At 74.7% G+C, this 26,417-nt stretch carries 26 protein-coding genes and 2 pseudogenes; 19 read left to right on the top strand and 9 right to left on the bottom strand.

What is annotated here, in order from left to right; genetic code table 11:
• Positions 1-19 precede the first annotated feature (19 nt).
• The 6 genes and pseudogenes from IEZ31_RS26435 (at position 20) to IEZ31_RS56815 (ending at position 5,267) form a co-directional block, all read left to right on the top strand.
• Positions 20-625, top strand: coding sequence for a GGDEF domain-containing protein (locus IEZ31_RS26435; RefSeq protein WP_190252677.1), 606 nt, complete (start codon positions 20-22; stop codon positions 623-625).
• Positions 626-673: 48 nt separating this feature from the next.
• A pseudogene (locus IEZ31_RS58250) lies at positions 674-979 on the top strand (STAS domain-containing protein); the annotation flags it as partial.
• Between the two features lie 96 nt (positions 980-1,075).
• Positions 1,076-1,738, top strand: coding sequence for a response regulator transcription factor (locus IEZ31_RS56825; RefSeq protein WP_229835870.1), 663 nt, complete (start codon positions 1,076-1,078; stop codon positions 1,736-1,738).
• A 30-nt stretch (positions 1,739-1,768) separates the two neighbouring features.
• On the top strand, positions 1,769-4,345 hold the full coding sequence (locus tag IEZ31_RS26425) for a transcriptional regulator (protein ID WP_190252675.1): 2,577 nt from the start codon (positions 1,769-1,771) through the stop codon (positions 4,343-4,345).
• Between the two features lie 55 nt (positions 4,346-4,400).
• Positions 4,401-4,724, top strand: a pseudogene (locus IEZ31_RS56820) (STAS domain-containing protein); the annotation flags it as partial.
• A gap of 75 nt (positions 4,725-4,799) precedes the next feature.
• Complete coding sequence (locus IEZ31_RS56815) at positions 4,800-5,267, top strand: response regulator (protein ID WP_229835869.1); 468 nt, start codon at positions 4,800-4,802, stop codon at positions 5,265-5,267.
• A 264-nt stretch (positions 5,268-5,531) separates the two neighbouring features.
• Here the strand turns inward: IEZ31_RS56815 and IEZ31_RS26415 are convergent, their stop codons facing one another.
• From IEZ31_RS26415 to IEZ31_RS26405, 3 genes are all read right to left on the bottom strand, one after another.
• Positions 5,532-5,918, bottom strand: a complete 387-nt coding sequence (locus tag IEZ31_RS26415) for an ATP-binding protein (RefSeq protein ID WP_229835861.1) — start codon at positions 5,916-5,918, stop codon at positions 5,532-5,534.
• Positions 5,919-6,013: 95 nt separating this feature from the next.
• A complete protein-coding gene (locus tag IEZ31_RS26410) occupies positions 6,014-7,156 on the bottom strand; it encodes a sensor histidine kinase (RefSeq protein ID WP_190252673.1) in 1,143 nt (380 codons plus the stop codon).
• Positions 7,153-7,803, bottom strand: a complete 651-nt coding sequence (locus tag IEZ31_RS26405) for a response regulator transcription factor (protein WP_190252672.1) — start codon at positions 7,801-7,803, stop codon at positions 7,153-7,155. Before IEZ31_RS26405 ends, IEZ31_RS26410 begins: the two co-directional genes overlap by 4 nt.
• Positions 7,804-7,889: 86 nt before the next feature.
• Here IEZ31_RS26405 and IEZ31_RS26400 point away from each other — a divergent pair, with 86 nt between their 5' ends.
• Genes IEZ31_RS26400 through IEZ31_RS26385 form a run of 4 tightly spaced genes read left to right on the top strand, consistent with a single transcriptional unit; the run spans position 7,890 to position 11,309 of the window.
• Positions 7,890-8,405 carry a hypothetical protein gene (locus tag IEZ31_RS26400; RefSeq protein WP_190252671.1) on the top strand — a complete coding sequence of 172 codons (516 nt, stop codon included), beginning with the start codon at positions 7,890-7,892 and terminating at the stop codon, positions 8,403-8,405.
• Positions 8,402-9,457 carry a peptidoglycan-binding protein gene (locus IEZ31_RS26395; RefSeq protein WP_229835860.1) on the top strand — a complete coding sequence of 352 codons (1,056 nt, stop codon included), beginning with the start codon at positions 8,402-8,404 and terminating at the stop codon, positions 9,455-9,457. The genes IEZ31_RS26400 and IEZ31_RS26395 overlap by 4 nt, the downstream gene beginning before the upstream one ends.
• Complete coding sequence (locus IEZ31_RS26390; RefSeq protein ID WP_190252670.1) at positions 9,454-10,113, top strand: ABC transporter ATP-binding protein; 660 nt, start codon at positions 9,454-9,456, stop codon at positions 10,111-10,113. Before IEZ31_RS26395 ends, IEZ31_RS26390 begins: the two co-directional genes overlap by 4 nt.
• Entirely contained in the window at positions 10,110-11,309 is a 1,200-nt protein-coding gene (locus tag IEZ31_RS26385; RefSeq protein ID WP_190252669.1) for an ABC transporter permease, read from the top strand. The genes IEZ31_RS26390 and IEZ31_RS26385 overlap by 4 nt, the downstream gene beginning before the upstream one ends.
• A gap of 48 nt (positions 11,310-11,357) precedes the next feature.
• Here IEZ31_RS26385 and IEZ31_RS26380 read toward each other — a convergent pair whose 3' ends face one another.
• From IEZ31_RS26380 to IEZ31_RS26365, 4 genes are read right to left on the bottom strand one after another with little or no spacing between them, the layout of a single operon-like run.
• Entirely contained in the window at positions 11,358-12,548 is a 1,191-nt protein-coding gene (locus IEZ31_RS26380) for an ABC transporter permease (RefSeq protein WP_190252668.1), read from the bottom strand.
• Positions 12,545-13,237, bottom strand: coding sequence for an ABC transporter ATP-binding protein (locus tag IEZ31_RS26375; protein WP_190252667.1), 693 nt, complete (start codon positions 13,235-13,237; stop codon positions 12,545-12,547). The genes IEZ31_RS26380 and IEZ31_RS26375 overlap by 4 nt, the downstream gene beginning before the upstream one ends.
• Positions 13,234-14,295 carry a peptidoglycan-binding protein gene (locus tag IEZ31_RS26370; protein ID WP_190252666.1) on the bottom strand — a complete coding sequence of 354 codons (1,062 nt, stop codon included), beginning with the start codon at positions 14,293-14,295 and terminating at the stop codon, positions 13,234-13,236. The genes IEZ31_RS26375 and IEZ31_RS26370 overlap by 4 nt, the downstream gene beginning before the upstream one ends.
• Complete coding sequence (locus IEZ31_RS26365; RefSeq protein ID WP_190252665.1) at positions 14,292-15,005, bottom strand: hypothetical protein; 714 nt, start codon at positions 15,003-15,005, stop codon at positions 14,292-14,294. Before IEZ31_RS26365 ends, IEZ31_RS26370 begins: the two co-directional genes overlap by 4 nt.
• 87 nt (positions 15,006-15,092) lie before the next feature.
• Between IEZ31_RS26365 and IEZ31_RS26360 the strand changes: the two genes are divergently transcribed.
• The 8 genes from IEZ31_RS26360 (at position 15,093) to IEZ31_RS26325 (ending at position 23,965) form a co-directional block, all read left to right on the top strand.
• Positions 15,093-15,740 carry a response regulator transcription factor gene (locus IEZ31_RS26360; protein ID WP_190252664.1) on the top strand — a complete coding sequence of 216 codons (648 nt, stop codon included), beginning with the start codon at positions 15,093-15,095 and terminating at the stop codon, positions 15,738-15,740.
• The gene (locus IEZ31_RS26355) at positions 15,737-16,978 is read left to right on the top strand and encodes a HAMP domain-containing sensor histidine kinase (protein ID WP_190252663.1); all 1,242 of its coding nucleotides are present in this window, start codon (positions 15,737-15,739) and stop codon (positions 16,976-16,978) included. Before IEZ31_RS26360 ends, IEZ31_RS26355 begins: the two co-directional genes overlap by 4 nt.
• A gap of 206 nt (positions 16,979-17,184) precedes the next feature.
• On the top strand, positions 17,185-18,387 hold the full coding sequence (locus IEZ31_RS26350) for an ROK family transcriptional regulator (protein WP_190252662.1): 1,203 nt from the start codon (positions 17,185-17,187) through the stop codon (positions 18,385-18,387).
• Between the two features lie 184 nt (positions 18,388-18,571).
• Positions 18,572-19,657 carry a sugar ABC transporter substrate-binding protein gene (locus IEZ31_RS26345; protein WP_190252661.1) on the top strand — a complete coding sequence of 362 codons (1,086 nt, stop codon included), beginning with the start codon at positions 18,572-18,574 and terminating at the stop codon, positions 19,655-19,657.
• A complete protein-coding gene (locus tag IEZ31_RS26340; RefSeq protein ID WP_190252660.1) occupies positions 19,654-20,391 on the top strand; it encodes an ATP-binding cassette domain-containing protein in 738 nt (245 codons plus the stop codon). Before IEZ31_RS26345 ends, IEZ31_RS26340 begins: the two co-directional genes overlap by 4 nt.
• Entirely contained in the window at positions 20,388-21,530 is a 1,143-nt protein-coding gene (locus IEZ31_RS26335; RefSeq protein ID WP_190252659.1) for a sugar ABC transporter permease, read from the top strand. The genes IEZ31_RS26340 and IEZ31_RS26335 overlap by 4 nt, the downstream gene beginning before the upstream one ends.
• Positions 21,531-21,567: 37 nt before the next feature.
• Positions 21,568-22,899 (top strand): GH1 family beta-glucosidase, encoded by a 1,332-nt coding sequence (locus IEZ31_RS26330; protein ID WP_190252658.1) that lies wholly within the window; start codon positions 21,568-21,570, stop codon positions 22,897-22,899.
• 127 nt (positions 22,900-23,026) lie between these two features.
• The gene (locus tag IEZ31_RS26325; protein WP_190252657.1) at positions 23,027-23,965 is read left to right on the top strand and encodes a cation diffusion facilitator family transporter; all 939 of its coding nucleotides are present in this window, start codon (positions 23,027-23,029) and stop codon (positions 23,963-23,965) included.
• Between the two features lie 56 nt (positions 23,966-24,021).
• On the opposite strand, the gene IEZ31_RS26320 is transcribed toward IEZ31_RS26325, so the two are convergent.
• Positions 24,022-24,786, bottom strand: coding sequence for an ABC transporter permease (locus IEZ31_RS26320; protein WP_190252656.1), 765 nt, complete (start codon positions 24,784-24,786; stop codon positions 24,022-24,024).
• A complete protein-coding gene (locus IEZ31_RS26315; protein WP_190252655.1) occupies positions 24,783-25,760 on the bottom strand; it encodes an ATP-binding cassette domain-containing protein in 978 nt (325 codons plus the stop codon). Before IEZ31_RS26315 ends, IEZ31_RS26320 begins: the two co-directional genes overlap by 4 nt.
• Positions 25,761-25,778: 18 nt before the next feature.
• On the opposite strand from IEZ31_RS26315, the gene IEZ31_RS26310 reads away from it, so the two are divergent.
• A complete protein-coding gene (locus IEZ31_RS26310) occupies positions 25,779-26,354 on the top strand; it encodes an EXLDI protein (protein WP_229835859.1) in 576 nt (191 codons plus the stop codon).
• Positions 26,355-26,417: the final 63 nt, after the last annotated feature.

The raw sequence follows: 26,417 nt of genomic DNA, 5'->3' as shown, positions 1-26,417 counted from the left end.
GCGGCCGGCAGGCGTCCTGGTGGGCCTGGTCGCGGCCCGGCAGGCGGCGGCCCTGCGGGAGAACGGCCGCCTGCTCGCCCAGAACCGCCGCCTCACCGAGCGGTTGCAGCACCAGGCCTGGCACGACGAGCTGACCGGCCTGGCCAACCGGGCGTACCTCGCCCGCCGGGCCGACGAGGCGATCGAGCGGTACACGACCACGGGCGCCGACACCGCCCTGCTGCTCCTCGACCTCGACGGCTTCAAGGCGGTCAACGACGGCCTCGGCCACGAGGTCGGCGACCGCCTGCTGTGCGAGATCGCCGCCCGCCTGACCCGCGAGGCCGCCGGCGACACCGTCTGCCGCCTGGGCGGCGACGAGTTCGTCGTGCTCACCGAGCGCACCGCGGCCCACGCCGCCGCCCTGGCGGACCGCCTGGTCCGCACCGTCGCGACCCCGGTGGCGATCGACGGCCACCGGGCGGCGGTGGGCGCGAGCATCGGCATCGCCTTCGTCAGCGACGCCCCGACGTCCCGCGCCGACCTCCTCCGCCGCGCCGACGCCGCCATGTACGCGGTCAAGACCACCGGCAAGAGCAACTGGCGGCTGAGCGCCCCGGCACCGGTCCTGCAACAAACACGGTGATCGCGCCCACGGATTGCGGCCGCACCCGGCAGCGATCACTGTGAGTGGGTGGAGCTGTCGGTCGGGGTGGTCGCCGGGCACGTCGTCATCGCGGTGTCCGGCGAGCTCGACCACGGCTCCGCGGGCCGGGTGCGGGGGCTCCTCGTCGACGCCGCCGGTGAGCGGGCCGGGCCCGTGGTGCTCGACGTGCGCGGGATCGGGCGGATGGACGACGCCGGATGTTCGGCGCTCGTCGAGGCGTGCTGGACCATCCGGGCACCCGGGCGGCGGCTGGCCATCGCCAGCCCGTCGGCCCGGGTGCGGCAGCTGCTCGTCGACACCGGTGTCCACGGCTACTTCGCCGTGCACGACACCGTCACCGCCGCGGTCGCGCCGCCCCCGCCTCCGCGGGTGGAGCCCGCCGCGGCGAAGCGGACCGCGCTGCGGCGCGTCGCCCGGACCGCGCGGTCCGTGTCCGAGAGGCATCGGGTGCGCACGACCGTCCTCATCGTCGACGACCATCAGCTGATCCGCTACGGGCTCCGGCACGTGTTCGAGCGGGACGCGCAGTTCCGGGTCGTCGGCGAGGCGGCGACGGCGGCCGAGGCGGTGCGGCAGGCCGGCGCGCTGCAGCCGGACGTCATCGTCATGGACCTCCGGCTGCCCGACGGCAGCGGCCTCGACGCCACCCGGGCGCTGCGCCGCGTGAGCGCGACGACGGCCATCGTCGTGCTCAGCATGTACGCCGGCGACGACCAGCTCTTCGGCGCGCTCGAAGCGGGCGCGTCCGCGTTCGTGTCCAAGGCCGACCCGGCCGACGTCGTGGTCGCGGCGGCCCGGCACGCGGCGTCGGCGCCCAGCGCGTTCACCGCGGCGAACCTCGCCGAGGCGATGCGGCGGCGGCTCGCCCCTGAGGGCCCGCAGCTGTCGCCCCGCGAACGGCAGGTGCTGCACATGCTGGCCGAGGGGCTGAGCGTCGCCGGGATCGCCGCGCGGCTCGGGACCGCCGAATCGACGGCGAAGACGCACATCGGCCGGCTGTACGACAAGCTCGGGGCGGCCAACCGGGCGCAGGCGCTGATGACGGCCCTGCGCCTCGGGCTCCTGGAGGCGCCGGACAGCGACCGACGTTAGTCTCGCCAAGGACGACATCGGGAGCGTTGCATGGACGTGACGAGCGTGACGAACCGGGCGGAGTTCGCCGCCCGCCTCGACGAGCTGCGCCGCGCCGCCGGCCTGACCTACGCGCAGCTCGACGCCAACTCCGGCAAGCGGCTGCCGAAGGGCACGGTGAGCGAGATGCTCGGCGGCAAGAGCCTGCCGACCGAGGAGACGCTGCGGACCTTCCTGGTCGCGTGCCGGGTGCCCGCCGCCGAGCTGCCGGGGTGGCTCGACCTCCTCCACCGGATCCGCGCCGACGACCGGCGCGTGCCGGCCAACGCGGTCCGCGTGCGCGACGCCAACCCGCGCCACCTGGGCGTCCACGCCGCCATCCGGGTCGGCGACACCGACGCCGACGACCCGGCGTACATCGAACGGGACCTCGACCAGGGCTGGAACGGGCTGCAGCGGGCGGTGGAGAAGGGCGCGCGGGCCGGCACGTTCATCCTCCTCGTCGGCCACTCCTCCACCGGCAAGACCCGCAGCGCCTTCGAGGCGATCCGGCGGATGCTGCCCGAGTGGTGGCTCGTGCATCCCGACCGGTCCGAGGACGTCGCCGCCTTCGCGGAGCACCCCGTCGCCAACTCGGTCGTGTGGCTCGACGAGCTGCACCGGTACGTCAGCGGCGACCCGCCGCTCGACGACGGCACCGTGCGCCAGCTGCTGCGGGCCCCGGCACCGGTGATGATCGTCGGCACCCTGTGGCCCGAGCAGTACGCCGAGTACACCTCCTTCCAGGTGCCCTACGGCGCCCACGCCAAGCCGCGCACCCTGGTCGACCTCGCCAACGTCATCGTCGTCGAGCCGCGACTCAGCGACGCCGAGCTCGACCGGGCCCGGCGCGTCGCCGAGGCCGACCCCCGGGTCCGCGCCGCGCTCGCGTCCGGCGAGTACGGGCTGACCCAGACCCTCGCCGCGGGGCCGCACCTGCTGCGCCACTGGCAGAACGCCGACCCCTACGCGCGAGCGGTCATCGCCGCGGCCGTGGACCTCACCCGGCTCGGCGTGCTGCACCCGATCTCGGCCACCTGCCTGCGGGCGGCGGCCCGGGGCTACTGCTCCACGCGGGAGCGGGCGGCGGCGAAGCCGGACTGGTTCGACACCGCCCTGGCGTACGCCACGAAGTCCATGCTCGGCGCCGCCGCCGCGCTGCGGCCCGAGGCGGTCGACATGGGCGAGGTCGACGGGTACACCGTGGCCGACTTCCTCCAGCAGCAGGCCGGCGGGGCACGGCACGCCGAGCCGGTCCCCGACTCCGCCTGGCAGGCCGCGGTCGAGCATGTCGGTGACGTCGAGGACCTCGGCCGCCTGGCCCGCGGCGCGGAGCGCACCCTGCGGTACCGCTACGCCGTCGACCTGTACCGCCGGATCTCGCCGATCACGCCGGCCGACGCCCTGCGCCGGGCGGCCCTGCTGGCCCTGCGGGGCGAGTTCGACGAGCTCGGCGCGCTCGCCGACGGCGGCGACGACGAGGCCGGCCGGCGCCTGGCCGAGCTGCTCGTCGAGCACGACCGGATCGAGGAGCTCACGCGGCGGGCCGACGGCGGTGACGAGCCGGCGGCCCGGCGGCTCGCCGGGGTGCTGGTCCGGCGCGACGACGTCGGCACGCTCACGAGCCGCGCGCTCGCCGGTGACTGGGCGGCCATGTCCCGGCTCGCCGACCACCTCGTCGACGCCGGTGCGGTCGACCGGGCCGTCCTGGTCATGCGGACGTTCATGTCGACGCGCCCGGGCCACGTGCCGTCGGCGGTCCGCCTGGCCGACCTGCTGGCCGAACGCGGCGACACCGGCTGGGCGATCGAGATCCTCGAGGGGCTGCCCGAGGACAGCGACGCCGCGTCGCGCCTGGCCGACCTGCTGGTGCGCAACGACGAGGACGACGAGGCGATCGCCCTGCTGGAGGAGCAGGCCGGCAACGGCGACTGGTCGGCCCCGTGGCGGCTCGCGGGCGTGCTCGCCGACCGGGGCGACGTCGACGAGCTGCGGGCGCGCTCGGACGGCGGCGACGACGACGCCGCGTGGCGCCTCGCCGACCTGCTCCGGAGCGACGGCCGGCTCGACGAGGCGGCGCAGCTCCTGCGGCGCCGGGCCGAGGCGGGCAACGCGGTGGCCGCGTACCGGCTGGCGGAGCTCCTGGAGCGCCACGCCGGCGACGTGGCCGCCGCCGCGGCGGTCCTGCAGGGCCTGATGCGCGGCGGCGACGGCACGGCGGCGGGGAAGCTGGCCGACCTCATGGCCCGGCACGGCGAACAGCGCGAGGCCGAGGAGCTGCTCCGCGAGCGGGCGGACGCCGGTGACCCGCCCTCGGCCTGGCAGCTGGCCGAGCTGCTCGCCGGGCGCGGCGCCGTGGACGAGCTCACCCGCCGGGCCGACGGCGGCGACCGGTCGGCGGCGTGGCACCTGGCCGAGCTCCTCGTCGAGCGGGCGGACGCCGGTGCCCTGGTCACCCGGATCAACGCGGGGGACCAGCACGCCGCCGACCTGCTGCCCACCCTGCTCACCGCGCTCGGACGTTCCGACGAGGCGACGTGGGTCAAACGCCTCGGCCTGAACGCCGACGGCTCCATAGCGCGCCCGTAGCATTGCGGCTACCCTGCGCAGAGGCCGGCCAGCCTGACACACCGGAGTCCAACCGATGGAGTTGTCGCTCACCACCCGACGTGGGGACGGCCACGCCGTCGTCATGGTGGGCGGCGAGGTCGACGTCTACACCGCCCCGCGGCTGCGGGAGCACCTGGTCGAGGTGTCGTACGAGGGCACCGGGCTGCTGATCGTCGACATGAGCCGGGTCGAGTTCCTCGACTCCACCGGCCTGGGCGTCATCGTCGGCGCGCTGCGCCGGCAGCGGGCGATGGGCGGGCGGCTCGTGGTGGTGTGCCCGCACGAGCGCCTGAACAAGATCTTCCGGATCACGGCGCTGGACCGCGTGTTCGAGCTGTACGAGTCGGTCGACCACGCGCTGGAGCCGCCGCCGGCGGCCGAGTCGCCGGCCCCGCCCGGCCAGGAAGCCACGGCACCGGCCGCGGAACCGCTCGTGATCGGCAAGAGGACCAGGCGCCCCCGCCGGACCGCGCCCGCCGACCCCGCGGCCCCGATCACCGTCGTGGTCGTCGGCGACCGCGACGGGGAGCACGCCGGCCTCGCCGCCGACGGCCGGATCGTGGTGACGGGCGTCGTGAACACCGCCGCGGCGGCGGTGGCGCTGCTCGACCAGCACGATCCGGACGTGGTGATCCTCGACGCCGCGCTCCCCGACGGCAGCGGCCTCGACCTCGCCCGGGCGGTGCGCGCGTCGCGGCGGGCCATGGGCATCGTCATCCTGTCGGCGCACGACGGCGACGACATCATCCTCGCCGCGCTCGACACCGGCGCCAGCGCGCTCGTCGTCGCGCACGGCCCGCCCGGGAGCCTGGCGTCGGCGGTCCGGCACGCCGCCGCCAATCCGCACAGCTTCGCCGCGGACGGGCTCGCCGCGGCGGTGAGCCGCAGCCTGGAGCGCTGACCCGTTCGGACCCTCCGGCGGCGGTTCGCCGAACGCCGAACCCCGGCCGGCCGCACGAGCGCGGCGGCGCCGGCCCGCTTCGGATGCGTTCGGACCTGTGGCCGAACGGCGATCCGGTGCCGTGCACTGCCAACCATGACCGCATGGACCGAGTACGCGCAGGCAGCAGCCGCGGCGCTCACCTTCGTCAGCACGGCCCTGAACCTCGGCCTGGCCGTCGCCGCCCATCGTCGCCGGCGCCGCGCGGCGGCGCGATCCGCGCCGTCAGCCAGGCGCCGGAAGATCGGCGACCAGCCGGACCACGGCGGGCCCGGCGCCGCGTGAGACGGTGATCGGGCCGGCCAGGGCGCGCGCCAGGTGCAGCCCCCGGCCGGCCTCGGCCACCAGGTCGCCGCCGCCGTCGCCGTCCGGCGCGGCGAGCGGCAGCCCGGCCCCGTTGTCGGAGATCTCGCAGATGAGCTGGCCGTCGCCGGTCGACAGCGACAGCGTCCCGGACCCGCCGCCGTGCACGACCGCGTTGGTGGCGATCTCGTTGACCGCGACGACGAAGTCGTCGAGCACCCGTCCGCTCAGACCACAGTCCAGCGCACGACGCCGCAGCTGCTTGCGCAGCGAACGCATCGTGCCGGCCGAGAACTCACATCGCAGCACCAGAATCTCCTCAACCTGCCACCCCGCCCGGCCACCGGTCAACCGGCAGCGCGACGGCACGACCGACGCCGGCCGCGGTGATGCCGCGCGGACGCTCACCGGGCAGGCAGGGCGACGGTGACGGTCAGGCCGCCTTGCGGGTTCGGGGTCGCCGTGATGGTGCCCGCGTGGGCGTGCACGATGGAGCGGACGATCGCCAGGCCCAGGCCGGTCGACGCGGGGCTGGCGGCGCGGCCCGAGGCCAGGCGCTGGAACGGCTCGAACAGGCGGTCCAGGTCCTCAGGCGGGACGGCGGGGCCGCTGTTGCGGACCGTGAGTCCCGCGGGCCCGGTCGACACCGACACCCGGCCGCCCGGGTGGTTGTGCCGCACCGCGTTGTCGACCAGGTTGGCGGCCAGGCGGTCGAGCAGGACCGGGTCGCCCGTCACCGGGGCCGGGCGCAGGTCGCTCGTCACGGTCAGGTCCACGGCCTCCTCGTCCACCGCGCTCAGCGCCGTGGCCGCCGCCAGCGCCAGGTCGCACGGCTCGAGCGCCAGCACGCCGCTGTCGCTGCGGGCCAGGGCCAGCAGGCCGTCCAGCATCCGTTCGGCGCGGGACGTCGCCGTCAGCGCGCGGCGGGCCACCTCCTCCCACTGGGGCACCGTGGCCTGCCGCTTGGCCAGCTGGACCTCCAGGCCCGTGCGCACGATCGCCAGGGGAGTGCGCAGGTCGTGGGCGGCGTCCGCGACGAAGCGGCGCTGGCTGGCGAACGCCGACTCCAGGCGGCCGATCATCGCGTCGAACGTGTCGGCCAGCTCGTGCAGCTCGTCGTGCGGGCCCGTCAGCGCGATCCGCTCGTCCAGGCGGTCCTGGGAGATGCGGCGGGTGGTGGCGGTCAGGGTGCGCAGCGGGCGGAGCAGGCGGCCGGCGACGATCCACGAGATGCCGAGGCCGGCGACGGCCGTGACGAGCAGGCCGATCGCGGACGTGCCGGCGGTGCCGAGCAGCGTCTCGCGGCGCCGCTCGGCGATGCGGGCCGCGTCGATGTCGACGGCCCGCAGCTTCTCGCCCAGCTCGGGGGCGATGTCGGGCGGGGTGCTGCGCATCTTCGCCAGCTCGGCCGGGGTCGGGTCGTGGATGTTGTTGTACAGGCTGTGGTACAGCAGCCAGTAGTTCAGCGCCAGCAGCGCGGCGCACGCGACGACCAGCACGATCGCGTAGACGACCGTCAGGCGCAGGCGGATCGACGGGTGCCTCACAGGCGGTACCCCGCTCCCACCACCGTCTCGATCAGGGGCGGGTCGCCGAGCTTGCGGCGCAGCCGGGCGAGCGTCACCCGCACCGTGGCGGTGAACGGGTCGGCGTGCTCGTCCCAGGCCCGCTCCAGCAGGTCCTCGGAGCTGACCACGGCGCCGTCGGCGGTCATGAGGATCTCCAGCACGGCCAGCTCCTTCGTGGTCAGCGGGATCGTGCGGCCGTCGCGGGTGACGACGCGGCGGGCGGTGTCGAAGGTCAGGCCGGCGCGGCGCAGCACCCGCGGTGCGCCGGCCGCCCGCCGGGCCAGGGCCCGCACCCGCAGCACCAGCTCGGCGAACACGAACGGCTTGGGCAGGTAGTCGTCGGCGCCCAGGGTCAGGCCGGCGACCCGGTCGGCCGCCTCGCCGGCCGCGGTGAGCATCAGCACCCGGGCGGTGCCGTCGGCCGCGGCCAGGGCGGTGCAGACCTGGTCGCCGTGCAGGAGCGGCAGGTCCCGGTCCAGCACCACGACGTCGTACCGGTTCGCCGTCGCCTTGTGCAGCCCGTCCAGCCCGTCGGCCGCCACGTCGACCGCCATGCCCTGGTCCCGCAGGCCCTCGGCGACCTGCTCGGCCAGCACCGCCTCGTCCTCGATGAGCAACACCCGCACCGTCGCAGTCTCGGCGACGAGGGGTTACACGGGCGTTACAGACGCGGCAACGGTACCGTTGCGCCCTCCCCGCTGCACTGGACTCCATGACGAGAGAAGTGCGGATCGCCGCCCTGCTGCTCGCGGCTGCGCTCGCCGGGTGCACGGCCCCGGCCGGAGGCGACCCGGTGGCGACCGTGAGCGGCTCGGCAACGCCCCGGGCGACGACCACCCTCAGCGCCCAGGAGCAGGGACTGCGGCACGCCCGCTGCATGCGTGAGCACGGCGTGCCGGAGGCCGACCCGGTGGTCGGCGCCGACGGTGGGGTACGCGTCGGCGGCGGGTTCGACAAGGGCCAGATCGACGCCGACGTGCTCGCCGCCGCCATGGCGGCCTGCCGGCAGTACGAGAGCGTCCTGAGCCCCGAGGACCTGAACCTGAAGCTGGAGGCCGCGCGGGAGGAGTCGCGCTGCATGCGCGCCCACGGCGTCGAGGACTTCCCCGACCCGGAGGCCGACCTGCACCGGGACGTGCCGGAGTCGGTGCGGCTCGACCCGCAGTACGACGAGGCCGCGGCGGCGTGCATCCGGCATGGCGGCCGGTCACCCGCCCCGTCGCGGTGAGGCGCAGGGCCGCGCTGTGGGCGATGGGCGTGCTCACGGCGGGGGCCGCCGCCGCGGCCGCGAGCGGCCTCAGGCTCCGGGGCGACGCCGGAGCGCCGCCGGGCGCCCGCCGGCCGCCGGCCACCGCCGAGGTGACCCGGCAGACCATCGTCGACACCTACGAGCAGGCGGGCAACCTCGGGTACGGCACGGAGACCAGCCTCGCCGGCCGGATCGCCGGCGTCGTCACCCGGATGCCGCTCGCCGGCGACCGCGTCACCCGGGGCCAGGCGGTGTACCGGGTCGACGACACGCCCGTCGTCCTGCTCTACGGCGACGTCGCCGCCTACCGCCCGCTCGCCCCGGGCGTCACCGGCGCCGACGTGCGCCAGCTGGAGAGCAACCTCGCCGCGCTCGGCCACGGCGGGTTCACGCCCGACGCGCGGTACTCGGCGAGCACCGCCGCCGCCGTGCGCCGCTGGCAGCGGGACCTCGGCCTGCCGCAGACCGGGGTGGTCGAGCTGGGCCGGGTGCTGTTCGCGCCCGGCGAGATCCGCGTCGCCGCCCTGACGGCCGGGGTGAACCGCTCCACGGGCGGCGGCGACGAGGTCCTGCGGTACACCGGAACCGACCGGCGCATCGTCGTGCTGCTCGACGTGTCGAAGCAGCGGCTCGCCCGGGCCGGCGTCGCGGTGGGCGTGCGGCTGCCCGACGGCCGCGCCGTCGCCGGCCGGGTCGAGCGCGTGTCGACCGTCGTCGAGCAGCCGTCCGGCCCGGACGCGCCGCCGGAGACCCGGATCGAGACCGTCGTCGCGCTCGCCGACCCGGCGACGGCCGCGGGCCTGGAGGCCGCCGTGGTCACCGTCGTGTTCACCGCGGCCGACCGCAGGGACGTGCTCACGGTGCCGGTCGCGGCGCTCGTGGCGCTCGCCGAGGGCGGCTACGGCGTCGAGGTCGTCGACGGCGCGACCACGCACTACGTCCGCGTCGAGCCGGGGCTGTTCGCCGGCGGCCGGGTCGAGGTCACCGGCGACGGCCTGCGCGAGGGCCTGACCGTGGGGATGCCGGCATGATCGAGCTGACCGAGGTTTCCAAGGTGTACCCCGGAGGCGTCCACGCCCTCGCCGGCGTCACGCTCGCCGTCGCCGCGGGCGAGCTCGTCGGCGTCGTCGGGCCGTCCGGGTCCGGCAAGTCGACGATGCTGCACATGCTGGGCGCGCTCGACCGGCCGACCAGCGGGCGGGTCCGCATCGCCGGCCACGACCTGTCCACGCTCACCGACCGGCAGCTGTCGGCGCTGCGGGCGACCCGGATCGGGTTCGTGTTCCAGCAGTTCCACCTCGCCGCCGGCGTGCCCGCCCTGGACAACGTCGCCGACGGGCTGCTCTACGCCGGGGTGCCGCGGCGGCGGCGCCGCGAGCGGGCCGTGGCCGCGCTCGAGCGGGTCGGGCTCGGGCACCGCCTCGGCCACGAGCCGCACCGGCTCTCCGGCGGCGAACGCCAGCGCGTGGCCATCGCCCGCGCCGTCGTCGGCGAGCCGGCCCTGCTGCTCGCCGACGAGCCGACCGGCAACCTCGACTCGGCCGCCGGGCAGGGCGTCCTCGCCGTGCTGCGCGAGCTGCACGCCGGCGGCACCACGGTCGTGGTCATCACGCACGACCGGGACCTCGCCGCCGGCCTGGACCGGCAGGTCCGCCTGCACGACGGCCGCCTGGTGGGTGCGGCATGACCCGCCTGTCCCCGGCCCGGCTCGCACCCGCCGACGTCGTCCGCGTCGGCGGCGCCGGCCTGCGCACCCGGCCCGCCCGCGCGCTGCTCTCCGCGCTCGGCATCGCCATCGGCATCGCCGCGATGGTCGCCGTCGTCGGCATCTCGTCCTCGTCGCAGGAGCAGCTCGACCGGCGCCTCGCCGCGCTCGGCACCAACCTGCTCACCGTCGCGCCCGGGCAGACGCTGCTCGGCCGGCGGGCCACGCTGCCGGCCGAGGCGGAGCCGATGATCGGCCGGATCGGCCCGGTGACCACGGTCGCGGCCACCGGCAAGGTCGAGGGTGCCCGCGTGTACCGCAGCGACCGCATCCCGAAGGCCGAGACCAACGGCCTGGTCGTGCTCGCCGCCCGGCTGGGCCTGCCGCAGACCGTGGGCGCGACGGTGCGCGAGGGCACCTGGCTCAACGGCGCGACCGCCCGGTACCCGGCCGCCGTCCTCGGCGCGTCCGCCGCCGACCGGCTCGGCGTCGGCCGCCCGAGCCCGCTCACCTCGCTGCTCGTCGGCGCGCAGCGCTTCACGGTCGTCGGCGTCCTCGACCCGGTCCCGCTCGCCCCCGAGCTGGACGCCGCCGTCCTCGTGGGCTGGGACGTCGCCGCCGAGGCACTGGGCTTCGACGGGTACGCGACCATGGTGTACCTCAGGTGCGCCGACCCGCAGGTCGAGTCCGTCCGCGCGGTCCTCGCCGCCACGGCCAACCCGGTCGCGCCGGGCGCCGTCGCCGTCTCCAAGCCCTCGGACCTCCTCGCCGCCCGCCGCGCGGCGGGCGAAACCCTCAACGCCCTGCTGCTCGGCCTCGGCGCGGTCGCCCTGCTCGTCGGCGGCGTCGGCGTGGCCAACACGATGGTCATCTCGGTGCTGGAACGCCGCTCGGAGATCGGCCTGCGCCGGGCGCTGGGCGCCACCCGCGGCCAGGTCCGCCTGCAGTTCCTCACCGAGTCGCTGCTGCTGTCGGCACTCGGCGGCCTGGGCGGCGTCCTGCTCGGCGTGGCCGTGACGGCCTCGTACGCCACCTACCAACGCTGGCCGGCCGTCGTCCCGGGATGGGCGACGGCCGGCGCACTCGCCGCCACGGTGCTCATCGGCGGCGTAGCGGGCCTCTATCCGGCGGTCCGGGCGGCCCGCCTGCCCCCGACAGAGGCCCTGTCCTCCCCCTGACGCGGTTCGGCTCGCCTGTCGGCTCCGATCCGATCCGCCGGCGGGGGCCTACAGGGTGCGTAGGGCGTCGGCCGGGGGGAGGCGGGAGGCGCGGGCGGCCGGGTACAGCCCGGCGAGCGTGCCCACCAGCAGCGCCGCGGCCAGGCCGGCCGCCACCGTCTCCGGCGGGATCGCCACCGGGTTGCCGGCCAGCCGGGCCGCGACCGCCGTCGCCAGGCAGCCCAGGGCGACCCCGGCGACGCCGCCGACGACCGCAAGCAGCGACGACTCGAGCAGGAACTGGGCGGCCACGTCCCGCCGGCGGGCGCCGAGGGCGCGGCGCAGGCCGATCTCGGCGCGGCGTTCGAGCACCGAGATCACCATGATGTTCGCGATGCCGACGCCGGCGACGAGCAGCGCGATCGCGCCCAGGGCGAGGAACAGGCCGACGAACGCGTCCTTCGCCTGCAGGCGGGCCAGCAGGACGTCGGAGGGGCGCTGGACCTGCACGTCGCGCGGGTTCTCCGGCGATGCGGTCGGGCCGAGCACCGCCGCGACCGCCGCCACCTGGTCGGGGTGTACCCGCAGGTAGATGCGGGTGGGCACGCCGCCCAGGCCGAACAAGCGGTCGGCGACGCCGAAGCTGATCAGGGCCGCGGTGTCGAGCTCCGGCGCGACGCCGACCTGGTCGAGGATGCCGACGACGGTGAAGTACCGGCCGGCGATGAAGACCTGGGTCCGCCCGTCCAGCCGGTCGATGCCGAGGCTGCGCGCCGCCGCGTTGCCGAGGACGGTCTCCGGGTACTGCTCGGCGACCTGGTCGAGGTACGTGCCGCGCACCATCCGCGCCGAGAGCGTGGCCGGCAGCGAGGGCTGCGCCGCCAGGACGGTGATGCCGTTGGTGTTCTGCGGCGGGATGCGGTCGGTGCGCCGGACCGTGGCGCCGTCGATGTCGCCGACCGCCGTGGTCGACAGCACCGGCGGGATGCGCGCGATCATCGCCTGCGCCGTCAGGGGCAGGGGCGTGGGCCGGCCGTCGAAGGTCTGCCCGGTCGCGACGGTGAGCAGGTTGCCCTGCCGGCCGAGCTCGTCGAGCAGCTGGCGCTTCGAGGACTCGGCCACGCCCTGGACGGCGACGAGCGCGGCGATGGCGATGGCGATCCCGAGGGCCGACAGGGTCGAGCGCATCCGCCGGGCGCGGATTCCGGCGGTACCGATGGATATCGCGTCGGCCGGTCGGAGGCGGCTGCGCAGGCTCATGCGGCGACTCCCGAGTCGTGGACGATCCGCCCGTCCTCCAGCCGGATCTGCCGGTCCATCGCCGCGGCGACGTCGGCGTTGTGGGTGATGAGCACGACCGTGGTGTCCTCGCCGGTGTCGCGCAGCGTGGCCAGGAGCCGCACGATCTGGCGGCCGTTGGCGGTGTCGAGGTTGCCGGTCGGCTCGTCGGCGAGCAGGACCGCCGGGCGGCCGGCGACGGCGCGGGCGATCGCCACCCGCTGCCGCTCGCCGCCGGACAGCTGGGCCGGCCGGTGCCGCACCCGGTCGGCGAGCCCGACCCGCTCCAGCGCGCGGGCCGCGTGCTCCCGGCGCGTGCCGGCGGGCATGCCGCGGTACACGAGGCCGGTCGCCACGTTGTCGAGCACCGTGAGGTGGTCGAGTAGGAAGAACTGCTGGAAGACGAACCCGATGCGCCACGCCCGGACGGCGGACAGCTGCGGGTCGGACATGGCCGAGGTGTCGGTGCCGGCGACGCGGACCGTGCCGGCGGTGGGCCGTTCGAGGGTGCCGAGGATGCTCAGCAGCGTCGTCTTGCCGGCCCCGGACGCGCCGGTGATCGCCACCGTCTCGCCGGGCTCGACGGTGAGGTCCACATCGGACAGTGCGGTGACGGCGGTCGGCGGCGGGTACGTCTTGCCGACGCCGCGCAGTTCGAGGGCGGCGGTCATGACGACGGCACCTCCACGTCGTCGCCCTCCCGCAGGTCGCCGCCGCGGACCTCGACCAGCGTCGCGGAGAACAGCCCGGGGGTGACCGCGACCAGGGTGCGGGTGGCGCCGGACCGCTTGTAGACGCCGTAGCCGCCGCCGGCCAGCGCGACCAGCGCCGTGACCGGCACCGCGAGCACGCCGGTGACGGTCTCGTCGGTGATGCTGACCTGCACCGGCGCGCGGTCGAGGCCGGCGCCGACCTGCGGGTCGTCGAGGGTGACGATGCCGGGCACGGTCACCTGGCTGCGGCCGGGATCCTGTTGCTGCTGCGGCTGGTCGGCGACGGGGGAGAGGTAGGCGACCTTGCCCGGCACCTTCCGGCGGTCGGGCAGCGTCACGGTCACCCGGTCGCCGGCGCGCACGAGGTACGTCTGCCCGGCCGGCACGGTGATCGTGACGACGGCCGTCGTCGACGTCGCGGTGAGCAGGGGCTCCCCGCCGCCGGCCGGGGTGCCGAGCTTGGCGGCGACGGCCGTGACCCGGATCGGGCCCGGCTGGAACGTCACCGCGCCGAGCTCGACCCGGCCGGTGACGGCCTGCCCGGTCGCCCGCTGCCAGCGCCGGATCGCGGTGGCGGTCGCCGCCGTGAACCGGTTGTCGGCCGACGCCAGGTGACCCAGGGCCGCGAGGTTCTCCTCCAGCGCCCGCACGTCGAGCCCGGAGGTCATCCCGGCCTCGAACGGGCGGAACGCCGGGCGGCCGGCGTAGAAGAGCCGCACCGGCCGGTTGTCCACCTCGTACACCGGCTCGTTGCGGCCGATCACCTTCCCCGGCTCGGGCAGCGCGGTGAGCGTGCCGCCGGCGCCCTGGGAGACGACGCTGTAGTCGCCGAGGTACCCCAGCGCGCCCGACACCTGGCTGCTGGTGGACAGGTCGGTCCGGGTCACCTTCGCGGTCGTGGTCGGCACCTCGGCGGCGGCCGGGACCGGCGCGCCGGGCAGGCGCCACGTGAGCCAGCCCCCGGTCGCGGCGACCGCCGCCGTGGCGGTGGCCGCGATGAGCGTCCGCCGCCTCATGCCGCCAGGCTCCCCAGGCTGGAGACCCGGGCCTCGTCGTCGAGGAGCGGCCGGCACGTCTCCATCGCGTGCTTGACCGTCGGGTCGTCCTTGTCGCCGGGCAGGTCCTCGGGGTGCATCCCGAACCCGTGGCCGGGCGTGAACAGGTCGTTGGCGGTCGGGTCGCGGAAGTTGGGCAGGCCGTTGGCCCGCATGCACCGGGCGGACTTCACCCCGGCCTCGACCAGCTTCGGCGGCGCCGGGGCCTGCCCGTCGGGCACGAGCTGCGCGGTGACGATGAGGTCGTGGCAGGCGTCCGCCGCGGCCCGGATGGTGTTCTCGTCGGCCTCGTGGAGGCTGCGCGCGTCGGTGTACACGTGGCCGTCCTCGGTCAGCACCGGGTCCTTGTACGTCGGGATGCCGTGCTGCCGGATGCACTCGGCCGCGGCGTGCAGCGCGTTCTTGCGCGCGTCGCCGGTCGTCCCGGCGCAGGTCGGCTGGTAGCCCAGCTCCTCGCCTCCGCCGCCTCCGCCCTCGGTCTTGTGGTCGCCGCCGGTCATCAGGTTCAGGCCGTCCGCCGCGTTCAGGCAGCCGCCGGTGGCCGGCGGTGGCGACGACTGGCCGGTCGCGCCGAGGGTCGGCACGCCTGGCGGTTCGCTGCCGCTGCACGCGGTCAGCGCCGCGGCGACCGCGGCGGCCAGGGCCGCCGCGGTGAGCAGTCCGATTCTCATGACCCTCAGGTGTACGCGCGGGCCGGTGACACGGGCGCTACCGCTCGTGTCGGACCGATGTCATCTCGGGTGGCGCACAATGTCGGCATGCGGGTGCTGGTGGTCGAGGACCACGCGACGCTGGCCGAGCGGATCGGCGAGGGGCTGCGTGACGCCGGCCTGGCGGTCGACGTGGTGCACGACGGCGCGGCGGCGCTCGCCCGGGCCGCCGAGACCGAGTACGACGTCGTCGTGCTCGACCGGGACCTGCCGGTCGTCCACGGCGACCAGGTGTGCCGGTCGCTCGCCGCCGGCGACGGCGCGCGCATCCTCATGCTGACCGCCGCGGCCGGGGTCGACGACCGGGTCGACGGGCTGGAGCTCGGCGCCGACGACTACCTCGGCAAGCCGTTCGCGTTCCACGAGCTGGTCGCCCGGGTGCGGGCCCTCGCTCGCCGCGCGCCGTCCGCGCCGCCGGTCGTGCACCGCGGGGACCTCACCGTCGACCGGGCCCGGCACCGGGCCAGCCGGGCGGGCCAGCCGCTGTCGCTGACCCGCAAGGAGTTCGGCGTGCTGGAGATGCTCGTCGCCGCCGACGGAGCCGTGGTGAGCGCCGAGGACCTCCTCGAACACGTCTGGGACGCCAACGCCGACCCGTTCAGCAACGTCGTCTCGGTCACCCTGGCCCGGCTGCGGCGCAAGCTGGGCGCGCCGCCGCTCATCGAGACCGTCGTCGGCAAGGGCTACCGGCTGTGAGGCGCCCCCGGTTCACCGTGCGGGTGCGGCTCACGCTGCTGTACACGGTGCTGTTCGCGGCCTGCGGCACCGCGCTCATCGCGATCACCTACGGCCTGCTCGCGGCCAACCTGCCCGGGATCGACGACCTGGCCGCCGGCGACAACGGCCGGGTGAGCACCCCGGTCGACGGCAGGCGGGACGTGCCGCCCGCCGAGTTCATCGAGGCGTGCAAGCGGATCCTCAACGGCGAGCCGGCCGCCGACTACAACCAGCGGGTCAAGTGCCAGAAGGCGTACGAGGAGGGGATCATCGTCGGCGCCCGGACCCAGCGGGACGCGACCCTCGACTCGCTGCTGTGGCAGTCGGGCCTGAGCCTCGGCGCGACGACCCTGCTCGCGGCCGTGGCCGGCTGGTTCGTCGCCGGCCGGGTCCTGCGCCCCGTGCACCGCCTCACCGCCGCCGCGCGGGCCGCCTCGGAGCACAACCTGTCGGCCCGGGTGGCCCTCGGTGGCCCGCGCGACGAGCTGCGCGAGCTGGCCGACACGTTCGACCGGATGCTCGACCGGCTGCAGCGCTCGTTCGACGGGCAGCGGCAGTTCATCGCCAACGCCAGCCACGAGCTGCGCACCCCGCTGACCGTCATGCGCGCCAGCGTCGACGTGGTCCTCGCCAAGCCGCACGCGACCGAGGCCGAGCTGCTGCGGATGGCCCGCGACGTCCGCACGGCGGTCGACCAGGCGCAGACGCTCATCGAGGCGCTGCTGACCCTGGCCCGCAACGACCGCGGCCTGGTCGTGAGCGAGCCGACCGACCTGGCGACGGTCGCCGAGGACGTCCTGGACGGCACCGACCTGCGCGACCGCCGGGCCCGCGTGTCGCTGGACCCGGCCCCGACGACGGGCGACCCGGTGCTCCTGGAGCGCCTGACCGCGAACCTGGTGGACAACGCGGTGCGGTACAACGTCGCGGGCGGCGAGGTGCGCCTGGCGACCTCGGTGGCCGACGGCCACGTCCGCCTGGAGGTGTCGAACCACGGACCGGTGGTGGCCGCCGAGGCGGTCGGCGCGCTCTTCCAGCCGTTCCGCCGCCTGCACGACCGCATGGGCACCGACGGCTTCGGGCTGGGCCTGGCGATCGTCGCGTCGATCGCCCAGGTCCACGGCGGCACGGTGGTCGCCGCCCCGATCCCGGAGGGCGGCCTGCACGTCACGGTGACCCTCCCGGGGGCGGCGTCGCCCGGGCCGTCGCCCGCCTGACTCCGTCGCGCAGCGCCCCACCGCGCCGATCTTGGAGTTTGTGGTCCCGGAAATGTCCGACAAGGGGGACAAATTCGGGACCACAAGTCCAAGGTCGCGCGTGTTGGTCCGCAAGGCGGCAAACCGGGCCGATGGTTGGGGACGCTTGCGCCGGGACTTTTTTTCGACTAAAAAACAATCATTGAACCAAGGATTGGAGGCGGCCGGTGGCGAAGAAGGCTTCGGTCAGGGACGTGCGGCGGCGCAACCGGGCGCTGATCCTGCGGCACGTCTGGCTGAACGGCCCCACCTCGCGCAGTGAGGTGGGCGCGGCGACCGGGCTGTCCGCCGCCACCGTGACCAACGTGATGAACGAGCTCCTCGCCGAGGGCACCGTGCGCGAGGAGGGCTTCCTCGACTCCGACGGCGGGCGGCGGCGGGCAATCGTCAGCGTCGCCCACGACGCCGCGCTCGTCATCGGCGCCGACGTCGGCGAGACGCAGATCGGGGTCGACGTCCTCGACCTCGGCCTCAACCGCCTCGCCGGCCGCGTGTACCCCTTCAAGGGCCGCCGCATCGAGGTCGGCGAGGCCCGCACCGCCATCGCCGACCAGGTCACCTCGATGCTGGCCGAGCTGGGCGTCGACGCCGCACGGGTGGTCGGCCTCGGGCTGGGCGTGCCCGGCATCGTCGAGGAGGACCGGCAGGTCGTGCACGCCGAGGTCGTCGGCTGGCACGGCGTCGACTTCTCCGGGTTCGGCGACCACCTCGGCATCCCGGCGTACATCGACAACGGCGCCAAGTCGACCACGCAGGCCGAGGCCTGGTTCGGCGCGGCGCGCGACACGGACCACGCGGTCATGGTGCTCATCGGCGAGGGCGCCGGGGCCGGCATCATCACCGACGGCCGGCTCTACCGCGGCTCGTCCAGCAGCGCCGGCGAGTGGGGCCACACGAAGATCAGCCTGGACGGCCCGCACTGCCGGTGCGGCCGGGCCGGGTGCGTCGAGACGTTCGTCGGCGCGTCCGCGGTCCTGAGCCAGTGGCGCGGCCCCGACGAGACCTGGCTCGGCCGGGAGACCGAGGGCGTCGACGCGGTCCTCACCGCCTGGCGCGACGGCGATCCCGCCGCGCAGCGGGCGATCGACGGCCTGGTGCGCCACCTCGGGCTCGCCCTGTCGAACCTCGTCAACCTGTACAACCCCGAGAAGATCATCGTCGGCGGCTGGTTCGGCGACCGGATCGCCGCCGAGCTGCTGGGCGACCTGCAGGCGGCCGTGCGCGCGTTCGCCCTCGACCAGCCGGGCGGCGAGGTCGTCCTCGTCCGCTCCCAGCTCGGTCCCGAGGCCGCCGTCCTCGGCGCGGCCACGCTCCCGATCAGCCAGCTCATCGAGTCCGGCGCCGGCGTCGAGCGCCTGACCACCGCCTGACCAAACCGCCTGACCAACCGCCCGACCAGACCCGACACACCCCGTCACGCCACCCGCGAGAGCCGGTGGCACGGTTCCCCGCACCCAAAAGCGTTTCCCACACCCAAAAGCATTTCCCACAACCAAAAGCGTTCTCCAACACCCCAAAAGCGTTCTCCCACACCCGAAAGAGAAGGACACCCAGATGCTGCGACGCCTGCTCGCTCCGGCCGCACTGGCCTTAGCCCTCGCCACCACCGCCTGCACGCAGGGATCACCGGCCGCCGACCAGCCCGGCGGGGGCACCAAGGACCTCTCCATCGCCTTCCTGATGCCCTGCTCGACCTGCGCCGACCGCTTCGAGAGCAAGGACAAGCCGTACTTCGAGGAGGCCGTCAAGGCCCTCGACCCCGGCATCAAGGTGATCGCCAACAACGCACAGGGCGACGCCGCCGTCCAGCTGCAGCAGGCCGAGTCCGCGCTCACCAACGGCGCCAAGGTGATCGTCGTCAGCCCGTTCACCGCCGAGACCGGCGCCGCGATCGTGGCCAAGGCCGACGCCGCCGGCGCCAAGGTGATCGCCTACGACGGCGCGATCGAGGGCGCGGTGCCCGCCGCGTACGTCTCCTTCCAGAACGAGAAGGTCGGCGAGCTGCAGGGCCAGTACCTGCTGGACAAGCTGCCGCAGGGCGCCACGGTCGCGATGATCAACGGCGACGTCACGTCGGCGCCGGGCCGGGCGTTCAAGGCCGGCGCGCACAAGGTGCTCGACCCGGCGTTCCAGTCCGGCCGGCTCAAGCTCGGGTACGAGTCGGACACCCCCGGCTTCGACCCGGCCAAGGGCCAGCAGGCGATGGAGCAGGGGCTGACCAAGCTCAACGACGACGTGCAGGGCGTCATCGCCCCCAACGACGGCCTGGCCAACGCCGTCATCACCGCGCTCACCGCCCGCAAGCTCAACGGCAAGGTCCTGGTGACCGGCCAGGACGCGACCGACGCCGGGCTCGGCAGCATCGTGGCCGGCAACCAGTCGATGACGGTGTACAAGTCGATCCGCGCCGAGGCGACGGCCGCCGCGAAGATCGCGGTGGCGCTCGCGAAGGGCGACACCGCCGGGGCCACGCAGCTGACGACCAGCACTGTCGACAACGGCACGGGCAAGGTCCCGGCGGTGCTGCTCGACCCGGTCGCGGTCACGCGCGAGACCATCGCCGACGTCGTGATCAAGGACGGGTACACCACGAAGGACAAGATCTGCGCGGGACTGGCGGCCGACAAGTGCGGTCTGTGAGTCCCCCGACCCTCGAGCTCCGCGGCGTCGTCAAGCGGTACGGGCGCGTCGCGGCGCTCACCGAGGTCGACTTCACGGCCACCGCCGGCGAGGTGGTGGCCCTGGTCGGCGACAACGGGGCCGGCAAGTCCACCCTCGTCAAGGCGATCGCCGGCACCCACCGCATCGACGCGGGGCGGATCCTCCTCGACGGCGAGCCGGTCACCATCGGCTCGCCGGCGGAGGCCTCGGCGCTCGGCATCGAGACCGTCTACCAGGACCTGGCGCTCTGCGACAACCTCGACGTGACCGCCAACCTGTACCTCGGCCGCGAGCGCCGGCGCCGCCACTCGCCGCTGCTGGACCGGGAGGCGATGCAGGCGCACGCCGCGGCGGTCGTCGCCGACCTCGCGGCCCACCTGCCCGACCTCGACAAGCCGGTCTCGGCGCTCTCCGGCGGCCAGCGGCAGGCCATCGCGGTCAGCCGGGCCGCGCTGTGGGGCTCGCGGATCGTGCTGCTCGACGAGCCGACCGCGGCGCTCGGGGTGGCGCAGACGGCGATGGTGTACGACCTCATCCGCCGCCTGCGCGACCGCGGCCTGGCCGTCGTCGTCATCTCGCACAACATGGCCGACGTGTTCGCGGTCGCCGACCGGATCACCGTGCTGCGGCTGGGCCGCAACGCCGGCGAGTTCCGGCCCGGCCACGACACCACCGACGACGTCGTCGCCGCCATCACCGGGAGCCGATCGTGATCCGGCGGGCGAGCGGGACGACCACCGTCCTCGTCGGGCTGGTCGTCGTCTGGGGCATCTTCCAGGCCCTCAACGACAACTTCCTGTCCGCGCGGAACCTGTCCAACCTCCTGCTGCAGATCGCGGTGCTCGGCACGCTCGCGGTCGGCATGGTGATGGTGCTCGTCCTCGGCGAGATCGACCTGTCGGTCGGCGCGGTCGCCGGCGTCAGCGCCGCGGTCCTGGCCCGGCTCATCGCCGACCACGGGGCGCCCGCCGGGCTCGCCGTGGCCGCGGCCCTGCTCACCGGCGGGGCGATCGGCCTCGTGCACGGCCTGGTCATCACCTCGGCCGGCATCCCGTCGTTCATCATCACGCTCGCCGGCCTGCTCGTCTGGCAGGGCGCCCAGCTCGCCCTGGTCGGCGACGGCGGGCAGATCCCGATCCGGGACACCGCGATCCGGTCGATCGCGTCGAGCTACGTGGTGCCGGCCTTCGGGTGGGTGCTCGCGCTGCTCGTCGTCGCGGGCTTCGCCGGCCTGCGGGCGGTGCGGCGCGTCCGCCGCGCCAAGCACGGCCTGCCCAACCCGCCGCACCTGCACGAGGCGCTCGCGGTGGCCGCGGTCGCGGTGTTCGTCGCCGCCGTCACGTGGCTGTTGAACTCGTACTTCGGGATCCCCTGGGTGTTCGTGCTCCTGTTGCTGCTGACCGGCGGCGCCGGCGTGCTCATGACCGGCACCGGCTTCGGCCGGCACGTCACCGCCATCGGCGGCAACCGGGAGGCGGCCCGCCGCGCCGGCATCCCGGTCGCCCGGACCGTGGTCGTCGTCTTCGTGCTCGTCTCCGCGATCGCCGCCCTGGCCGGTGTCATCGAGGCGTCCCGGCAGTTCTCGGCCTCCAACGCGCTCGGCGGCGGCACCCTGCAGCTCAACGCGATCGCGGCGGCGGTGATCGGCGGGACCAGCCTCTTCGGCGGCCGCGGCAAGATCTACCACGCGATCCTCGGCGCGCTCGTCGTCGGCAGCGTGCAGAACGGCCTCGACCTGCTCGGCGAGCCGGCCGCCGTGAAGAACATCGCCACCGGCGTCATCCTCGTCGTCGCCGTCGTGCTCGACGCGGTCAGCCGCCGCCGGCGCCTCGCCCGCGGCGCCGCGGACTAAGCCGCGGACTCAGCGGACTCACCAGAAAGGCTCCACCATGCGCTTTCCCGACGGATTCCTGTGGGGCGCGGCCACCGCCGCGTACCAGATCGAGGGCGCCGTCGCCGAGGACGGCCGCGGACCGTCCATCTGGGACACCTTCAGCCACACCCCGGGGGCGGTCCTGCGCGGCGACACCGGCGACATCGCCTGCGACCATTATCATCGCTGGCGCGAGGACCTCGACCTGCTGCGCGAGCTGGGCGTCGGTGCCTACCGCTGCTCGGTCGCCTGGCCCCGGGTCGTCCCCGCCGGCGCCGGCCGGGTCAACGCGCCCGGCCTCGACTTCTACGACCGGCTGGTCGACGGGCTGCTGGAGCGCGGGATCACGCCGATGCTCACGCTGTACCACTGGGACCTGCCGCAGGCGCTGCAGGACGCCGGCGGCTGGGCGAACCGCGACACCGCCGAGCACTTCGCCGACTACGCCGCGGTCGTCCACGGCCGCCTCGGCGACCGGGTGCCGTACTGGCTGACGCTGAACGAGCCGTACTGCGCGGCCGTCGTCGGGCACCTCGAGGGCCGCCACGCGCCGGGCCTGCGCGACGAGCTGACTGCGGTGACCGCGGTACACCACCTCCTCCTGGCCCACGGCAAGGCGGTCGCCGCACTGCGCGCCGCGGGCGTAACCGGCCAGGTGGGGATCACCTGCAACCTGACCTCGGTCCACCCGGCGAGCGACGCGGAGGAGGACGTGGCCGCCGCGCGCCGGCTCGACCTGCACGAGAACCGGATGTACCTGGACCCGCTGTTCCGCGGCGCCTACCCGGACGACGCGGCGGCCCACTACGCCCCGGTCACCGACTTCGGGTTCGTCCGGGACGGCGACCTGGAGCAGATAGCGGCCCCGCTGGACTACTTCGGCATCAACTACTACGAGCGCCACCACGTCCGCGCCGACCCGGCCGACCCGGCGCGCGGCTGGCAGCGGGTCCCACCGGAACACCCGACCGTGACCGGCATCGGCATCCACCCGGAGGGCCTGTCCGAGATCCTGGAACGGGTGGCGAAGGAGTACACACCCCTCCCGCTGGTGGTCACCGAGACGGGCCTGGCGCTGCACGACTACGCGGGCCCGGACGGCGAGATCGCCGACGACGAGCGGGTGGCGTTCTTCGAAGGTCATCTGCGCGCGGCCCACGAGGCGCTGACGCGGGGCGTCCCGCTGTTCGGCTTCTTCCCGTGGTCGTTCATGGACAACTTCGAGTGGGCCTCCGGCTACGGCGTCCGCTACGGCATCTACTACGTCGACTATCCGACCCAGCGGAGACTCCCGAAGCGCAGCGCCCGCTGGTACGCGGACGTGATCCGGGACAACGGCCTGCGCTGAACGTCCTGCGGGGCCGGCACTCTTGCGGCGTGCCGGCCCCGCAGGACCGGAATCGGTCCGCGATGGTACCGGCGGGCGGCGGCCGTGGCAGACTGTTGATCTCAACACGGACGAGGGAGCGGATGCGGTGGCGGCGGACGGCGGCAGTACCAGGGCGGTGGTGACGGCGCTGGCGGCGAACCTCGGCATCGCCGTCAGCAAGGGCGTCGGGGCGCTCGTCACCGGATCTTCGTCGATGCTCGCCGAGGCCGTGCACTCCCTCGCCGACACCACCAACCAGGCGCTGCTGCTCGTCGGCGGGCGCCGGGCCCGGCGCGAGGCCGACGAGAAGCACCCGTTCGGCTACGCCCGCGAGCGGTACATCTACGCGTTCATCGTCTCCATCGTGCTGTTCACGCTCGGTGGCCTGTTCGCGCTGTACGAGGGCTACGAGAAGATCCGCCACCCGCACGAGCTCACCTCGCCGCTCGTCGCGGTCGTGATCCTGGTCATCGCCATCGGCCTGGAGGGTTACGCGCTCTACACCGCGGCGAAGTCGGCGAACGAGATCCGCGGCGGCAAGACGTGGTGGCAGTTCATCCGCCACGCGAAGGCCCCCGAGCTGCCGACGATCCTGCTGGAGGACGCCGGGGCGGTCATCGGCCTGGTGGTGGCGCTGCTCGGCGTCGGCCTGAGCGTGCTGACCGGCAACACCGTGTTCGACGGCATCGGCACGTTCGTCATCGGCGTGCTGCTCGTGGCGATCGCGGTGATCCTGGCGATGGAGACCAAGAGCCTGCTCGTCGGCGAGGCCGCGTCGAAGGCCGACATCGCCCGGATCCGCGAGGCGCTGGCCGCCGAGCCGCGTTTCGAGCGGGTCATCCACCTGCGCACCATGCACCTCGGCCCGGACGAGCTGCTCGTCGCGGCGAAGGTGGCGATCGCGCCGGGCGACGTCGCCGAGGACATCACCGCGGCGGTGAACAGCGCCGAGGCCCGCATCCGGGCCAGGCTGCCGATCGCCACCCTCATCTTCGTCGAGCCCGACATCTACCGGCCGCAGGCCGCATCGCCCGAGCCGGCCTAGGCGGCGCTGTCCTGCGATGGGCTCGGGAACACCGTGGGACGCGACCATCTCGGCGCTCAGGCCCGGCGGAAGGCGCGCACCGACAGGGGCACGAAGACCAGCAGCAGCGCCGCGAGCCAGGCGAGCGCCTGCAGGGCCGGGGTCGCCGGTGACGGGCCGCCCACGGTCAGGCCGCGCACCGCGTCGACGACCAGCGTGACCGGGTTGACCTCGGCGAACGCGCGCACCGGGCCCGGCATGCTGTCCGTCGGCACGAACGCCGAGGAGGCGAACGTCAGCGGGAACACCCAGATGAAGCCGGCCGACTGCGCGGTCTCCGGGTTGCGCACCGACAGGCCGACCCAGGCGCTGATCCAGGAGAAGACGTAGGAGAAGGCGAGCACCAGCAGGAACGCGGCGGCCAGCTGCCAGGCCGGCTGCGACGGGCGGAAGCCGACCAGCAGGCCGACGGCCGCCATGACGAGCAGCGTGAGCACGTTCGTGACCAGGTCGGCCGCGGTCCGCCCGAGCAGCACCGCCGAGCGGGCCATCGGCAGCGAGCGCAGCCGGTCGACCATGCCGGTGCCGAGGTCCTCGGTGAGGCCGAGCCCGGTGACCAGGGCGCCGAAGATCGCGGTCTGCACGATGATGCCGGGCATCAGGAAGTTGACGTAGGAGACCGGGCCGGTGTCGATGGCGCCGCCGAAGATGTACCGGAACAGCAGCACGAAGATGACCGGCTGGACGAACGAGAACACGATGTAGGTCGGGCGGCGCAGCGTCCGGCGCAGCTGCCGGGTCGCCATCACCTGCGTGTCCTGCAGGACCGCGACGGGCGTCATCGGGACTCCTCGGGGGTCGTGGCGGTGGCGGTGTGGCCGGTCAGGGAGAGGAACACGTCGTCGAGGCTCGGCTGGGTGAGCTGGATCGTCGCCACCCGCAGGCCGTGCGCGTCGAGGCGGCGCAGGGCCTCGGCCGAGGCGTCCTCGCGCGCGACCCGGACGGTCAGCTCCCCGGCCGGCTTGTCCGCGGCGACGGTGGTGCCGGCGGCGGCGAACGCGGCCAGCAGGGGCTCGGCGGCGCCGACGTCGGACGGCTCGTGCAGCCGGACGCGCAGCACGTCGGTGCCGGCGCTCGCCTTGAGCTCGGCGGGCGCGCCCTCGGCGATGACGGCGCCGGCGTCGATGACGGCGATGCGCTGGGCGAGGCGGTCGGCCTCCTCGAGGTACTGCGTGGTGAGCAGGATCGTCGTGCCGGCGTCGCGCAGCTCGTCGAGGATCGCCCACAGCTCCAGCCGGGAGCGCGGGTCGAGCCCGGTGGTCGGCTCGTCGAGCAGCAGGACGGGCGGGCGCCCGGTGAGGCTGGCGGCCAGGTCGAGGCGGCGCCGCATGCCGCCGGAGTAGGTGCCGACGCGCCGGTCGCCGGCATCGGCGAGGTCGAACCGCTCGAGGATCTCCCGCGCCCGCCGGCGGGCCTCGGCCCGGGTCAGCCGGTACAGCCGGCCGACCATCTCCAGGTTCTCCCGGCCGGTGAGCACCTCGTCGACGGCGGCGTACTGCCCCGCCAGCCCGATCGAGCGGCGCACCGCCATCGGGTCGCGGACCACGTCGTGGCCGATCACCCGGGCGCTGCCGCGGGCCGGCTGCAGGAGCGTCGACAGGACCTTCACCAGCGTGGTCTTGCCGGCGCCGTTCGGGCCGAGCAGCCCGAACACGGTGCCCGGCCCGACCCGGAGGTGGAGACCGTCGAGCGCGGTCACCTTGCCGTACGTCACGGCGAGGTCGTCGACCTCCACCGCTGCTGTGTACGTATGCATGTACGTAGTCTTACACGTATGAGTACACTGCTGTCCAGGGGTGAGATGCGGATGCCGAACAAGACGATCTACGTCGCCGACGACGACCTACCGCTGCTGCAGCGCGCCCAGGAGCTGACCGGCAGCAACCTGTCCGCGGCGATCATCACCGGGCTGCGCCGGCTGGTCGAGGTCGAGGAGGCCAAGCGGGCCGGGTTCGACGAGATCACCGTGAAGGTGGGCGTCGGGAAGACCTCGATCAAGCGCTTCCTCGGGGTGGCCCTGGGTGAGTGGAGCTCGTCGAGCTCCGAGGGTCAGGAGACCTACGCGCTGTTCCGCACGAGCAAGGGGCGCTTCGCCGTGCACCACGCGCGGTCGGCGCTGCACACCCCGGTCGGCCCGAACGCGGAGCGCAGCAGGAAGTGGTCCACGGGCTGGCGCGGCTGGATCGGCGACTGGTCGCCGGACCAGGCCTGGATGCGCACCCCGGCCCAGGCCACGTTCTCGGTCGTCGACACGGTCGAGGAGCTGGAGTCGGTGCTGCCCGCCGAGCTGTACGTGGTCGCGCTGCAGACCATCCAGGACGACCCGGTCGTGGAGGACCTCGACATCTGACGCCGCCCGGTGTGGCGCCGCACACGGTTGACTTGATACCCCCTGGGGGTAAGGATCTCTCCA

It is taken from the genome of Dactylosporangium sucinum (genome assembly GCF_014647515.1).
Lineage (GTDB): Bacteria > Actinomycetota > Actinomycetes > Mycobacteriales > Micromonosporaceae > Dactylosporangium > Dactylosporangium sucinum.
Note: the sequence above shows the minus strand (reverse complement) of the source record. Positions and strands in the feature narration are given on the sequence as shown.

Bases quoted from the DNA above. Each gene is read 5' to 3' on its own strand.
- IEZ31_RS26310 (WP_229835859.1), top strand. From the start codon at position 25,779: ATGAGTACACTGCTGTCCAGGGGTGAGATGCGGATGCCGAACAAGACG.
- IEZ31_RS26360 (WP_190252664.1), top strand. From the start codon at position 15,093: ATGCGGGTGCTGGTGGTCGAGGACCACGCGACGCTGGCCGAGCGGATC.
- IEZ31_RS26380 (WP_190252668.1), bottom strand. From the start codon at position 12,548: ATGAGCCTGCGCAGCCGCCTCCGACCGGCCGACGCGATATCCATCGGT.
- IEZ31_RS26365 (WP_190252665.1), bottom strand. From the start codon at position 15,005: ATGAGAATCGGACTGCTCACCGCGGCGGCCCTGGCCGCCGCGGTCGCC.
- IEZ31_RS26425 (WP_190252675.1), top strand. From the start codon at position 1,769: ATGGACGTGACGAGCGTGACGAACCGGGCGGAGTTCGCCGCCCGCCTC.
- IEZ31_RS26320 (WP_190252656.1), bottom strand. From the start codon at position 24,786: ATGACGCCCGTCGCGGTCCTGCAGGACACGCAGGTGATGGCGACCCGG.
- IEZ31_RS26345 (WP_190252661.1), top strand. From the start codon at position 18,572: ATGCTGCGACGCCTGCTCGCTCCGGCCGCACTGGCCTTAGCCCTCGCC.
- IEZ31_RS26315 (WP_190252655.1), bottom strand. From the start codon at position 25,760: ATGCATACGTACACAGCAGCGGTGGAGGTCGACGACCTCGCCGTGACG.
- IEZ31_RS26330 (WP_190252658.1), top strand. From the start codon at position 21,568: ATGCGCTTTCCCGACGGATTCCTGTGGGGCGCGGCCACCGCCGCGTAC.
- IEZ31_RS26385 (WP_190252669.1), top strand. From the start codon at position 10,110: ATGACCCGCCTGTCCCCGGCCCGGCTCGCACCCGCCGACGTCGTCCGC.
- IEZ31_RS26400 (WP_190252671.1), top strand. From the start codon at position 7,890: ATGACGAGAGAAGTGCGGATCGCCGCCCTGCTGCTCGCGGCTGCGCTC.
- IEZ31_RS26370 (WP_190252666.1), bottom strand. From the start codon at position 14,295: ATGAGGCGGCGGACGCTCATCGCGGCCACCGCCACGGCGGCGGTCGCC.
- IEZ31_RS26375 (WP_190252667.1), bottom strand. From the start codon at position 13,237: ATGACCGCCGCCCTCGAACTGCGCGGCGTCGGCAAGACGTACCCGCCG.
- IEZ31_RS26390 (WP_190252670.1), top strand. From the start codon at position 9,454: ATGATCGAGCTGACCGAGGTTTCCAAGGTGTACCCCGGAGGCGTCCAC.